Raw genomic sequence first — 13,142 nt, 5'->3', positions numbered from 1 at the left:
TAAATTATGGAAATACAAAAAAACATTTGGTACGTAACCCTGCTCCTCACCATGATAGCAGGGTATTGCGATACCGTGACATTTGTTGCCGCAGATTCTATTTTTTCGGCGCACGTTACGGGCAACTTTATTGTCTTTGCTTATCAGATTATTAAAGGATCTGACTTACATGCCTGGGTAAAATTATTGACTTTTCCTGTTTTTATCTTTGCCGTCATTGTGGGAGGAAGAATTGCTTTAAAAGCCACAAATCGTTATACGATCTTATTTTGGGAAGGTCTCATATTGGTTTTAAGCGGAATTGCTGTTTATACTTTTGGCTTTTTCGAAATTATTTCGCAATGGACAACCTACACTGTTGCAATGACAACCGTTTTTGCTATGGGTCTTCAAAATGCTTTTGGAAAATTGTATGCCAAAGAAACACACGGGCCAACAACCATGATGACAGGTAATGTAACTCAGGCTTCACTTGACTTAGGAAACTTGTTGAAAAATGGAGTAAAAGACCCTGAAATCCTGTTAAGTTTTAAAAAACAATTAGTTACTATAATGGGATTCCTTGTAGGTTGCTTTTTAGGTGCTGTTGCCGGAAAATTTTTCGGATTAGGAACTTTAATTTTGCCAGGGACAGCAATGATAATATGCTATATATACCACCGAAAATAACAATAAAGATGGGTTCTTGATTTGCCGATTTCTGATAATATATTATCTTTAAAAAATGAATTATAATCCCTTAAACGCCTTTAAAAATCACACTTACTTTACCTGTGCAATACTTTTATTTTTTCTGTTTAACACGCAGGTATACGCACAGCCAAAAAAAAGTCCCCAGGAGTTAAACAATGAAATATCCGTAGCGAAAAATGATCGGAATAAAGTGGAATTATTGCTGACTTTAAGTGGCTTTTATTTAAATAAAGACGGCGAAATTAAGGAAGATTTAGATAAGGCTGAAAATACAAACAAGCGGGCAAAATTTTTGAGTGATTATTTAGCCTATAAAGCGGGAACCGGCAAAGCAATGCTTCTTGATGCAAAAATTTGTCGTGAAAAAGGGGATATGGAAAATGGTCTGGAAAAGGCAAAACAAACGCTTGCTTATGCGCTACGAAATAATTTAATAGAACTGCAGGCAAATGCTTACTTGGAGGAGGCTATGTATGGTTCGAATCTTAACGAGAGAATCAAACACAAAAAGATGGCAATACCAATTTTAAAAAAAATTGGAAGCATAGAAAAACAGGCAGAAGTTATAAAGGAACTGGGTGAATTATATCTAATGCAGGAAAATCAGGAAAAAGGAATCATTCTTTTAAAAGAATCACTTTCGCTGTATAAAGCGATAAAATTTCCTCATTTGCAAGGTGTATATAATCTACTTTCTGAAGCTTATACCCAAACAGGCAATTTTCTAGAATCATTGAAATATGCTCTCTTAGCAGAAAAAACTGCCCTTAGAGTTGGTGATAATTCACTACAGCTCAGTTCTATTTACAATCATGTTGGAATGGCGTACCTTAACCTTCAACAAAGAAATAGTTCACTGGAATATTTTAACAAGGGTTTGGAAGTAGCCAAAAAGCATAAGGATACAGAATATATCAGAGTAATTGGCGACAATCTTTGCTCGTCGCTTATTTTAAGCAACAAAGGAAAAGAGGCTCTACAATTTTTAAAAGAAATGCAGGTTAATTTTCCTTCGTCTAGTATGGAGAGGCAGATAAAAGAGAATTATTTTTTTCTTAGTGTTTACAGACTTCTAAATAATAACGAAAAAGCCACAGTATATTACAATAAACTGGTAGCTTATTATGGTAAAAATGCTGAAAAAAAAGCCGAACACAGAATGCAGATTCTGAGGGGTTTTGCCCGTTACCATTATCAGTTAAAAAACTATACTGCTTTATACCCAATACTTAAACGCCTGGATTCGCTCGCGACAGCTTCGAACAATCCTATATTGCTATCTGACAGTTATCTTATTAGGTTTAAAGCAGACTCTTCAAGAGGAAAGTACCTGGATGCGATTAAGCATTATCAGCTCTACAAATACCTTTTGGATACTATTTATAAAGGAGAAAAAAGCAAACAGATTACCAGTCTTCAGATTGAGTATGAAAGCGAGAAAAAAGACAAAAATATAGATTTGCTCAAGCAACAAGCAAAAGTTCAGCAAATTCAAATTCAAAAAGATACGGTTGTTCAATACGTTTTTATAGGAAGTGTTGTGGTTTTGATTCTTTTTCTGGTGCTTTTGTACAACGGATTCAGGCTAAAAAAGAAGAAAAATGAAGCGTTAGAAATCAACCGCCAGCAAATTAATGAACAAAACGAACTGAACAAAAAAATGCTGATCGAGAAAGAATGGCTTTTAAAAGAAATTCACCATCGTGTAAAAAATAACCTTCAGATTGTCATTAGTTTATTAAATACACAATCGGCTTATTTAGATAATGAAGATGCCTTGATGGCCATACAAAATAGCCAACACAGGATGCACGCGATGTCGCTCATTCATCAAAAATTATATCAGTCTGATAATCTGTCAAATATAGATATGTCGTGGTATATTTATGAGTTAATCAATTACATGAGAGAATGTTTTGATACGGATCAAAAAATCAATTTTGTTTTAGACACAGAAAAAGTATATCTTGATGTTGCTCAAGCAGTTCCTCTGGGATTAATTATAAATGAGGCGATAAATAATGCAGTTAAATATGCATTTCCTTTAGACAGAAAAGGTGAAGTGCTTATTTCGCTTAAGAATACAGAAAAAGACAAATATCAGCTTATAATAGACGATAATGGTGTGGGAGTTCCAGAAAATTTTGAAGATACAGAGAGGAATTCACTTGGTATGAATCTGATGATTGGATTAAGCGACCAAATTGACGGAACTTTTGAGATGAAAAATGATAACGGACTAAAAATCAAAATTATATTTACCAGAAATACAGAATTTGAAGGAGCTACTGAAAATTCTTAAATTATATAACTATAGGTAATGCAGGAGAAAATTTTAATTGTTGAAGACGAATTTATAGTGGCAAATGATTTAAAAATCATGTTGGTTAAAGCGGGTTATCAAATTACCGGTATTGCTTCTTCTGTGGTGCAGGCACGCAAATTAATTGAAAGTAAAAAACCGGATTGGGTATTATTAGATATTATGCTCAAAGGCGATTTAACCGGAATTGATCTGGCCTGGGAACTGCGGGAACTGCAGCTTCCGTTTCTTTATATTTCGGCAAATACGAACCAAACAACACTTGAAGCCGTAAAAGCCACACATCCTTATGGCTTTATGGTAAAACCCTTTCGGGAAAGAGATCTTATCGTAATGCTCGACATTGCCCGATATCGATTTGAACAGGAAAAAGGATCATTGACAACAATTAAAATTGAAACAGAAAATCAGGAAATTGATGGAATTATCGGCGAAAGCCAACTTTTAAAAGAAGTAATTGAAAAAATAAAAATTGTAGCTCCGGCTGAAACTTTTGTATTGATTCTCGGCGAAAGCGGAACAGGTAAAGAAAGAGTTGCACATGCTATACACGATCTTTCGGCGCATAAATTAAAACCAATTGTGGTAGTTAATTGTGCTGCTTTACCTCATTCGCTCATAGAATCAGAGCTTTTTGGTCATGAAAAAGGAGCTTTTACAGGAGCAAACACTTTACGAATAGGGAAATTTGAACAAGCGAATAACGGCACTATTTTTCTTGATGAAATTGGCGAATTACCACTGGAATCTCAGGTAAAATTATTGCGCGTTTTGCAGGAAAAAGAAATTCAAAGACTTGGAGGAAATAAAACCATCAAAATTAATGTTCGTATCGTTGCCGCAACCAACAGATCTTTAGAAAAAGAAGTGGCAGAAGGCCGTTTTAGACTTGATTTGTACTACAGACTAAATGTATTCCCGATACAATTGCCAACTTTAAAAGAACGCAGGGAAGATATTGAAGCTTTGGCACACTATTTTTTAAAGAAATTTGCAACAGCATCAAGAAAAAATGTTAACAGTATTGGTACCTCTGCTTTAGAACAATTAATGCAATACAACTGGCCGGGAAATATTAGGGAATTAGAACATTTAATAGAAAGAAATGTACTTCTGGCTAAAACAAATGAAATCGAAAAATTTGATCTTCCGGTAAATAATTCAAATCCGTTAGAACTGAATAATGGCAAAATAAAGTCGATGGAAGAAATGGAAAAGGAACATATCATAAATGCGCTTAAAATTTGCGATGGTAAAGTTTCTGGCCCGGGAGGAGCCGCAGAGCTACTTAAAATGCAACCACAGACTTTGTTTTCAAAAATGAAAAAACTAGACATAAAACAAGGATATAATTAATAGATATGGAAACAATAAAACTAGAATTAGACGAGAAAAAACATGGCGCTTTTAATCTCTATGTTGATGATAAAAAATTAGGCGAAATGACAGTAAGCATTAAAGATGATGTATTGACTGTTTACCACACCGGAGTTGAACCAGAAGCTGAAGGAAAAGGCTATGCAAAAAAACTTCTGGAAGAAATGGTTGCTTATGTACGTGCCAATCATATGATGGTTTTACCACTTTGCCCGTACGTGCATGCACAATTCAAAAGACACCCTGCGGAATATCAGGATATTTGGAAAAAATAATAGCGATGGATTGAAAAGATTTTTTCACGCGAATTCTATAGATTTAGGCAGCTATATTTTTTGATAAGTATAGTAATTATCTGTGCATATCTGCTTAAATCTTTGTAAATCTGCGTGAAAAATTCGCATTACCCAATATATTAATTTAAAATAAAATATATGAATATAGAAACCTTAACAGACGGTATCCCTTTAAATGAAGCCAAAAAGGCCTTGATTATGATACACGGACGTGGTGCAGGTGCCCATGATATTCTTTCTATTGCAAAACATCTTAAGGTTGATGATTTTGCATTGGTCGCACCCCAGGCAGAAAACAGAACCTGGTATCCCTATTCGTTTTTAGTGCCTCTTGACGAAAATGAACCTTCTTTTTCAAAATCATTAGAAGCAATTCATCAGGTTGTGGTCGCCATTCAGCAAAACGGAATTGAAAAAGAGAATATCTATTTCCTTGGATTTTCGCAGGGAGCTTGTCTTGCCTTAGAATTTACAGCCAGAAATGCTGCAAAATACGGCGGTGTTGTTGCTTTTACCGGTGGACTTATAGGGGATAAAGTTTATGAAGATCATTATGCCGGAAACTTCGAAAACACTCCTGTTTTCATTGGAACAAGCGATCCTGATTTTCATGTTCCGGTTGAAAGAGTAAATGAAACCGAAGCCCTGCTTCAAAAAATGGGCGCAGATGTAACCAAGAAAATTTACTCAAATATGGGACATACTATAAGTCAGGACGAGGTAGATTGTGCAAACGCATTGGTTTTCAATAAAAAATAATGATTACGATAACCCGGGTTTACAGCGATGCAAATGGCGAAAGTCATTTTGAGGATTTCGAAGTTCCGTTGAAAAACAATGGTGATATCGGTTTTTTATCTGATGATGAACCCGTAAAATCAATTGTTTTTAGAGAGGTCAAACCTTCTTATGATTATGATTTTCATAATGCACCAGACCGACAATACATTGTTTTATTAGAAGGTGGCGTCGTAATCGAAACTTCATTGGGAGAAAAAAGAACATTTAACACCGGTTCTATTTTGTTGGTAGAAGATACGACCGGAAAAGGACACAAAACTAAAAATATTGAAACGAAATTGCGAAAATCAATATTTATAAAATTATAACTTAAAGAAACAAAATTTAACCGCAAAGTGCGCAAGGATTTTTACTATCTCTTCTTATAAAAACACAAAGCTCGCAAAGCTTTGTATTGAAATCGCTTTGCGAACCTTGTGCCTTTCAAACTAAAATTGGTTAAAAGTCTTTGTGAACTTTGTGGTTAAAAATTAATTACTCAAAATGATAAAATGGAAAAAGAAACCGTACGAATCGAGAATTTCAGCGATGCTGTTTTTGCGATTGCCATTACGCTTTTGGTATTAGATCTTCATGTTCCCGATGCAAATGTGGTGAAAAATAGTGCAGCTCTTTTAGTTTATCTAAAACAGCAATGGACTTCGTATCTTGCTTTTACACTTTCGTTTTTCAGTATTTTTATTATGTGGGTCAATCACCACAAAATTTTTAAACAAATTTACAGTCGTAATACGGCGATTATGTTTGCAAACGGATTAATTCTTTTTCTGGTTTCAGCCGTGTCGTATCCAACAGCTTTATTAGCGCGTTTCTTTAATGGCGAAGCTTCTGGTATTGCAGTGGCAATTTATACAGGAATTTTTGTGCTCATCAACATTTCGTACAATCTTTTGTGGTTTATTGCCAGTAGTGACAAAAAGCTTTTGCGTCCGGGAATTACAAGTCTGGCAATCAAAAAAATCAGAAATAATTATTTATATGGGCTTCCAACGTATTTAATTGCGTTTGGAATTTCTTTTGAATTGCCTGCGGTTGCTCTGGCAATTTGCATGATTTTATTGATTTTTTGGGCTCTTTCTTCAGGAAAAATAAATGTTATTCAGGAATAGAATCGGTTTAAAAAATACTTTTTTTAATTCCCAATTTTTGCATTTTAGAAATTAAGGTTGTTGCCGGTAAATCTAATAAAACTGCCGCGCCTTGCGGACCTGAAATTCTTCCATTACATTTTTTTACTACTTTCAAAATGTGTTCTTTTTCTATTTCCTGTAATGTTTTCGGATAAAATTCAACTTCAGAAGTATGAGATTCTGTTTTAAAAATTGGAGAAAAAATCATTTCTTTAATAACCTCATCTTTAGAAAACAATATACTTCTTTCCACCATATTCTCTAATTCTCTCACATTTCCCGGCCATGCATTTGCAATCATGCCTTTAAGTACTTTTTTAGAAAAACCTTTCATTTTTTTTCCGATTTTCTTAGCATGTTTTTCTATGAAAAAATTCCCAAGAGCCTCAATATCTTCCTGACGATCACGTAAAGCAGGCAAAGAAATTGGATAAACATTTAATCTGTAATACAAATCACTTCTAAAACGTCCTTCTGCAACTTCTTTTTCAAGCAATCTATTTGTAGCTGTTATAACTCTTGCATTTACCTTTATGGTGCCTTTTCCGCCTATTCTTTCAATTTCTTTTTCTTGCAAAACACGAAGTAGTTTCCCTTGTAACTCTAAAGGCAACTCCCCTATTTCATCCAAAAAAATCGTACTGTTTTCGGCTTGTTCAAATTTGCCAATTCTTATTTCTGTAGCTCCGGTAAAAGCTCCTTTTTCGTGACCGAATAATTCACTTTCAATAAGATTCACAGGTATTGAAGCACAATTTACTTTAATCATTTTTTTATTTGAAACCGATGATAAATTATGAATGGCGCTTGCTGCCAACTCTTTTCCGGTTCCGGTTTCACCAAAAATCAAAACCGTTGATTGCGACAGAGCGACCTGATTAATTAATTTGTAAACCTTCTGCATGGCATCGCTATTGCCTACAATTCCGCAAAAACCTTCCATTTTTACATGTAAATTTTCTGTCTTTGTTTCGCTTAAATTTCTTTTCAAAATATTCAATTCGGCAATTTTATTATCATAATCCTCTGCCCTTCTAATATTACTGACACTAATAGAAAGCTGCATAGCAATACCCCGAATGATCCGGCTGCATTCTCTGCTAAAAGTTGTTGCATTTTTAAAGAACAGAAAAACTACGTTTCGATTTCCTTCTATATAAGGAAGGCAAATTCCGACTCCGTATTTGAAACCTTTTTCCTGCGGTATATTAATATAATTCGGGAGTTGTTTTTTTTCTTTTAAATCAAATATTAATGTATCAGCAGAATCCAGACATATATTAAAAAAACCATCGTTTATAGCATAACCTTTTCCATCTGGTGCTTTCTGTGAAAATTGGTAAAAAATGTGATACTCTGTTTCATTTTCATTTGATGAAGCAAAGATAAAATCATCAAAATGCAAGTGTTCTTTTAATAAACCACCAACAATAGTATTAAATTTCTCTTTAGATAAAACCTGCGCAAGTGCACTGCAAATTGACAAAATAAGTATTTGTTCTTTTTCTCTTTCCTGCAATCTATTCATAATGACTGCGGTCTGATCTATCGATTTTTCCATAAACAATAAGTGGTGTGGTATTTTAAAACGGTAATAGCGTAAATTTAAGAAATAGCCTTAATTAAAACACTATGGATTTTTTCTAAATACAACATTTTGATTTCATAAAATTACGACATATCGTATAATCAAAAGGCACAAATAGAAGTCAAATCACTTATTTACAACCACATGAGGCTGACAGATTCAAAATTGAAGATCATTTAGTTAAAATTAATTCAAAATGCAATTATAATACAGTACACAAACTACATTACTATGGATGCAATACTCCTTAATTATTTGGTGTTAAAAGCGGTCTCCTTAGACCGCTTTTTCTATTTGAAAACCTTACGTATTGGTCTTATGTTTCGAAAAACAACTATAATTTCTACTTCAAAATAATTTTATAAACTTTACAAACCACTAGCTTTACCTAATCAAAATTAAACCATGAAAAAAGCTATCATTTTAAGTCTTTTATTCCTTTTTACTTTAAAATCTTTTGGCCAGAACCAAAAAGCTGAGAATTTAAAACTGCAAAAAAACCGATTGATGATTCAAAACATGGGTATTTATGCATACAGTATAAATCAAGGACTTATTGATATAGACAGTGCAATGGTTTTAGTTTGTAAAGCCACTAAAATTCCTTACACATTAGTGAATGACGAAGGCTATAATGACGGATCTTACTTTCCCGGAAATGATTTAATCAGTAATGGTAATATTCGTGGTGCCGAAAAATTGCTTTCAAAATTAGAATTGACAGATCAAATAAAATTAAACTTTCAATTGTCCAATTTCTACCTTTTTAAATCAGGTACAAAAAAGGCTGATCTTGATAATGCCTTTTTTTACATAACTAAAGCTGAGAAACTTGTAAAAAAAACAAAAAATCAAAAATGGAATTTTCAAATTAAACTTCTTTTGGCAAAATATTATTTTCAAACGGGAAATAAAGCAGTAAGCAAAACTATTTTCGAGAAGATTACAGAAGAAAGTAGAAAAACAAATGATCCTATGCTGATTGCTGAAGCAATTGATAACCAAGGAACTTTTATGCCAAATGAAAATCCTGAAAAAGCAGTTGTCTTAAAAGAAGCAATGGATCTTTATAAAAAATCAAGTCGTACGGAAAAAGAAATTGAAACTTTGATGAAAATAATTACAGTTCATTTCTGGACAGGAAACATTAAACTCGCCAAAGAAGAATGTTTACAAAGTCTGGCACTTCAGAAGAAAATAGGTTTTAGCTATACCCAGTATACTGAAACAACTATTGCATATATCGAAATTATGAATGACAATGTAAAAAATGCACTTTATTATGCTTTACAGAGTATAAATTCAATGGAGAACACCAAAGACTATCTATATGCAGATAGTTTTTACATGCGTTTAGGTAATATTTATAACCGAATGCGCTATTATGAACAAGCTATTAAATTTTATGAGAAAGGAATTAGTTACAATCAAAGAGAACTTAACGGCGGTGCTTGGTATAAAAACTTTTTTAGTGCCGTAGATTCTCTTACTGAAAGAGGAAAGTTTTCTGAAGCCTTAACTTATCTGGAAACTACGTCCAAAAAATATCCTCCAAGAAATGACCTAGATAACATGATTCTTCATGAGATTAAAGCTTATTGCTTAGAACATTTAGGAAGAATGAAAGAAGCGGAATCTACTTATGAAAAAATGGCTTATTATGCTCAAAAGTTAAATACGCTAGAAACAATAAAAGATGTTGCAACTCATTATTCTTTCATGGCATTATTTTACACTAAAATCAATAAAGTAGATAAAGCGAGGGCTATTACAGATAAAATAATTGAACTTACCAAAGCAAATAAACACGGATTTAACCCTAATAATCTTGAGCTTTCCCTATTCAAAATTGATTCGCTTTCCGGAGATTATTATTCGGCCATTAAACATGCTGCAAATTATCATAAAATTCAGGATTCAATGTTTAATCTTGCTAAAAATAAAGAATTTGAAAATCTAAAATTTAGATACGAAACGGCGAATAAAGAATACAATATCAGATCTTTAAAAAAACAAGCTAAAGAGCAGAAAAGCAAATTAAACACTTCAATTCTTTTAAACACAATTTCAATAAGTTCATTAGTTTTATTACTGATTGTTATTGGTTTATTGTACAACAGATCTAAAATTAAGCAACGAAACACTAATAGATTAGAAATTAAAGAAAAAGAAATTAATCTAAAAAATTTAAAACTGCAGCATTTAGTAGATGAAAAAGAATGGCTTTTGAAAGAAATCCATCATCGTGTAAAAAACAACCTTCAGACTATAATTAGCCTGCTTAATTCTCAATCAGCTTATTTAAAAGATGATCTAGCAATTTCTACTATTAAAAATAGTCAGAACAGAATACATGCCATGTCCCTTATTCATCAGAAATTATATCTGGGAGATAATTTGTCTACCATAAATATGCCTGACTATTGTAATGAATTGGTCGAATATTTAAAAGATTCTTTTAGTGAAACACAGTATATTAATTTTAAAATGCAGGTAGATCCAATAGAACTTGATATTTCACAGGCAATTCCACTTGGGTTAATCATGAACGAAGTTGTCACTAACGCTATAAAATATGCGTTCCCGGATAAAACCAATTGTATCATCAACATTTCACTTCTAGAAGTTACGCATAACTGCTATATATTAATTATTTCCGATAATGGAATTGGTATTTCAAACGTATCGGACCTGCAAAACAGCAACTCCTTCGGAATGGTACTTATTCAAGGCTTGAGCGATACTCTTGAAGGAGATTTGTTCCTGGAGAATGAAAATGGTATAACAGTGAAGTTGTGTTTTAAAAAGGAACTTAAATAGTAAATATATTGATTTAAAACATTGCGCTGCCTTCGGAGAATAAGATAAGTCGATAACCATTTCAGGGAACTAAAAGATTTGTGCATTATATTGTTCATAAGGTAAAAATGGTACAGCTCTTTTTAGTTTATTTAAAAACAAGAATCGACTTCTTATTTAGCCTTCACGCTTTATTTTTACCTACCCAACTGCGCCAAGTAAATTGACAAAATAAGTATTTGTTCTTTTTCTCTTTCCTGCAATCTATTCAAAATAACTACAGTCTGATCTACCAGTTTTGCCATAAACAGTAAGTGGACCGCTATTTTAAAAAGCGAATAGGCTAAATTTAAGAAATAGCCTTAATTAAACAGTACTGATTTTTCTAAATACAACATTTTCATTTCATAAAATTACGACATATCGTATAATCAAAAGGCATAAACAACAAACTAACACCTTATATATAACGCATGTAAAAGAAAGGAATGTTTTTTGGCTATTGATTACCAGCAAAAAAATATTGCTTTTTTATTTCTTAATCTAGGTTAATCGATGCACAGCCATAACTGAAGTAAATTTGTATAAGAAAATCAATAACAACTAAATAAATAAAAATACCATGGAAAATAAAATTTTAGGCTTACACCATATTACTGCAATTGCAGGTGACGCTAAACGTAATTTCAACTTTTACTCCAATATATTAGGATTACGTTTTATTAAAAAAACGGTAAATTTTGATGACCCGGGAACATACCATTTTTACTTTGGTGATGAAGTTGGAAGTGCCGGAACGATCTTAACTTTTTTCCCTTGGGGAGAAGGAATTCAACAAGGAAGAAAAGGTTCTGGAATGGCAACAGAAATTGGATATTCTGTTCCAAAAGGAAGTCTTGATTTCTGGCAGAAACGTTTTGAAAAATACAATGTAATTTACAACAAACCAGCTGAAAAGTTTGGAGAAAAATATCTTACTTTCTTAGATCCGGACGGTTTAAAATTAGAATTAATAGAATCTAAAACAGGTGACGACAGAAAACCGTGGGAAACCGATGAAGTAAAAGCTGATGTGGCAACAAGAGGTTTTCATAACATTACTTTGACCTTAAACAGTATTAAAGCTACTGCTGCAATATTAACTGAAATATTTGGTTACAAATTGATCGATCAGGATGTAAACCGTTACCGTTATGCAACTGATACTGTAGAAAATGCAGCAATTGTTGACCTTGTAGAATTGGCAGAAGAAAAACGCGGACATGTAGCCAACGGATCTGTGCATCACGTAGCATTTAGAGTGCAAAATGATGAAATTTTAATGCACTTCCGTGAAAAAATCGAGGAATACGGATTGTCTATTACACCACAGATTGATAGAAATTATTTCCACTCTCTATATTTTAGAGAACCGGGAGGTGTTTTATTTGAAATCGCGACAGAAAACCCTGGTTTTACAGTAGATGAAAGTTTAGAAGAATTAGGTAAAAACTTAAAACTTCCTGAACAATATGAGTCAGACAGAGCTGCTATTGAAGCGCATTTGGTTAAAATAAATTAATTAATAGCATCATTACAAACAAGTTAACCTTTATTTATCTGTAAAAACCATTTAAAAAATGGTCGTTTAATTTAAAGGTACTTTGTTAATATTTTAAAAAAACTAAAACTTGTAAAAACCTGCCAATCCCCGGATTTGCAGGTTTTTGCTTTATATAATGGTTTTGCTATTGATTAAACTTCTGAAAAAATTAAATATGAAAGAAGGCTTATAAAGCTACCGTCTGGACACAAATAGTACAGATCAATTTTAAACACCTATTACACGGATTTGCACTAATTTTAATACTTAGCTTAATTTGTGAAATTAATTTTACGAACGAAAATTAGTGGCAATTAGTTAAATTGGTGTTTATTTTATACTTATGTCCACACGGTAGCTTATAAAGACCTTTTTACACAAATTCAAAACATTTATAATTAAAACTGAAGGCTAACACTTACTTTGAGTTTTAATTTTGTTTTATCAAAATCACATTGCTCATTTGAAGTCATTTTCTATTAGAAAAATTGAGGTAAAACATTTTCAATAGTAACTTTCTTAGCCTGCGCCAGAATACACCTGTTTTTTTAAT

The 13,142-nt window shown here is 32.8% G+C and carries 10 protein-coding genes; 9 read left to right on the top strand and 1 reads right to left on the bottom strand.

The window, feature by feature from the left end:
- The first annotated feature begins 6 nt into the window (after nt 1–6).
- The 7 genes from B0A65_RS13365 (at nt 7) to B0A65_RS13335 (ending at nt 6,599) form a co-directional block, all read left to right on the top strand.
- Entirely contained in the window at nt 7–669 is a 663-nt protein-coding gene (locus B0A65_RS13365) for a YoaK family protein (RefSeq protein ID WP_074663046.1), read from the top strand.
- A 55-nt stretch (nt 670–724) separates the two neighbouring features.
- Nucleotides 725–2,995, top strand: a complete 2,271-nt coding sequence (locus tag B0A65_RS13360; RefSeq protein ID WP_074663048.1) for a histidine kinase dimerization/phosphoacceptor domain -containing protein — start codon at nt 725–727, stop codon at nt 2,993–2,995.
- Nucleotides 2,996–3,013: 18 nt separating this feature from the next.
- Nucleotides 3,014–4,372: a sigma-54-dependent transcriptional regulator gene (locus B0A65_RS13355; RefSeq protein WP_074663051.1), complete on the top strand. Its 1,359-nt coding sequence runs from the start codon at nt 3,014–3,016 to the stop codon at nt 4,370–4,372.
- Between the two features lie 5 nt (nt 4,373–4,377).
- On the top strand, nt 4,378–4,668 hold the full coding sequence (locus B0A65_RS13350) for a GNAT family N-acetyltransferase (protein ID WP_074663054.1): 291 nt from the start codon (nt 4,378–4,380) through the stop codon (nt 4,666–4,668).
- 159 nt (nt 4,669–4,827) lie between these two features.
- Entirely contained in the window at nt 4,828–5,448 is a 621-nt protein-coding gene (locus B0A65_RS13345) for an alpha/beta hydrolase (protein ID WP_074663057.1), read from the top strand.
- Nucleotides 5,448–5,798: a cupin domain-containing protein gene (locus B0A65_RS13340; RefSeq protein ID WP_074663060.1), complete on the top strand. Its 351-nt coding sequence runs from the start codon at nt 5,448–5,450 to the stop codon at nt 5,796–5,798. Before B0A65_RS13345 ends, B0A65_RS13340 begins: the two co-directional genes overlap by 1 nt.
- 183 nt (nt 5,799–5,981) lie before the next feature.
- Nucleotides 5,982–6,599, top strand: coding sequence for a TMEM175 family protein (locus B0A65_RS13335; protein WP_074663064.1), 618 nt, complete (start codon nt 5,982–5,984; stop codon nt 6,597–6,599).
- A 7-nt stretch (nt 6,600–6,606) separates the two neighbouring features.
- Here the strand turns inward: B0A65_RS13335 and B0A65_RS13330 are convergent, their stop codons facing one another.
- Nucleotides 6,607–8,181 carry a sigma-54-dependent transcriptional regulator gene (locus B0A65_RS13330; RefSeq protein WP_074663068.1) on the bottom strand — a complete coding sequence of 525 codons (1,575 nt, stop codon included), beginning with the start codon at nt 8,179–8,181 and terminating at the stop codon, nt 6,607–6,609.
- 432 nt (nt 8,182–8,613) lie between these two features.
- Between B0A65_RS13330 and B0A65_RS13325 the strand changes: the two genes are divergently transcribed.
- Together B0A65_RS13325 and B0A65_RS13320 are read left to right on the top strand one after the other, a co-directional pair.
- Nucleotides 8,614–11,028: a sensor histidine kinase gene (locus B0A65_RS13325; protein ID WP_074663071.1), complete on the top strand. Its 2,415-nt coding sequence runs from the start codon at nt 8,614–8,616 to the stop codon at nt 11,026–11,028.
- Nucleotides 11,029–11,629: 601 nt separating this feature from the next.
- Nucleotides 11,630–12,568 carry a ring-cleaving dioxygenase gene (locus tag B0A65_RS13320; RefSeq protein WP_074663074.1) on the top strand — a complete coding sequence of 313 codons (939 nt, stop codon included), beginning with the start codon at nt 11,630–11,632 and terminating at the stop codon, nt 12,566–12,568.
- The last annotated feature ends 574 nt before the right edge of the window (nt 12,569–13,142 follow it).

This window comes from Flavobacterium frigidimaris (genome assembly GCF_002217275.1).
In the GTDB taxonomy this organism is placed as follows: Bacteria; Bacteroidota; Bacteroidia; order Flavobacteriales; family Flavobacteriaceae; genus Flavobacterium; species Flavobacterium aquidurense.
This window is presented reverse-complemented; position numbering and strand designations above follow the sequence as displayed.

Bases quoted from the DNA above. Each gene is read 5' to 3' on its own strand.
- B0A65_RS13365 (WP_074663046.1), top strand. From the start codon at position 7: ATGGAAATACAAAAAAACATTTGGTACGTAACCCTGCTCCTCACCATG.
- B0A65_RS13360 (WP_074663048.1), top strand. From the start codon at position 725: ATGAATTATAATCCCTTAAACGCCTTTAAAAATCACACTTACTTTACC.
- B0A65_RS13355 (WP_074663051.1), top strand. From the start codon at position 3,014: ATGCAGGAGAAAATTTTAATTGTTGAAGACGAATTTATAGTGGCAAAT.
- B0A65_RS13350 (WP_074663054.1), top strand. From the start codon at position 4,378: ATGGAAACAATAAAACTAGAATTAGACGAGAAAAAACATGGCGCTTTT.
- B0A65_RS13345 (WP_074663057.1), top strand. From the start codon at position 4,828: ATGAATATAGAAACCTTAACAGACGGTATCCCTTTAAATGAAGCCAAA.
- B0A65_RS13340 (WP_074663060.1), top strand. From the start codon at position 5,448: ATGATTACGATAACCCGGGTTTACAGCGATGCAAATGGCGAAAGTCAT.
- B0A65_RS13335 (WP_074663064.1), top strand. From the start codon at position 5,982: ATGGAAAAAGAAACCGTACGAATCGAGAATTTCAGCGATGCTGTTTTT.
- B0A65_RS13330 (WP_074663068.1), bottom strand. From the start codon at position 8,181: ATGGAAAAATCGATAGATCAGACCGCAGTCATTATGAATAGATTGCAG.
- B0A65_RS13325 (WP_074663071.1), top strand. From the start codon at position 8,614: ATGAAAAAAGCTATCATTTTAAGTCTTTTATTCCTTTTTACTTTAAAA.
- B0A65_RS13320 (WP_074663074.1), top strand. From the start codon at position 11,630: ATGGAAAATAAAATTTTAGGCTTACACCATATTACTGCAATTGCAGGT.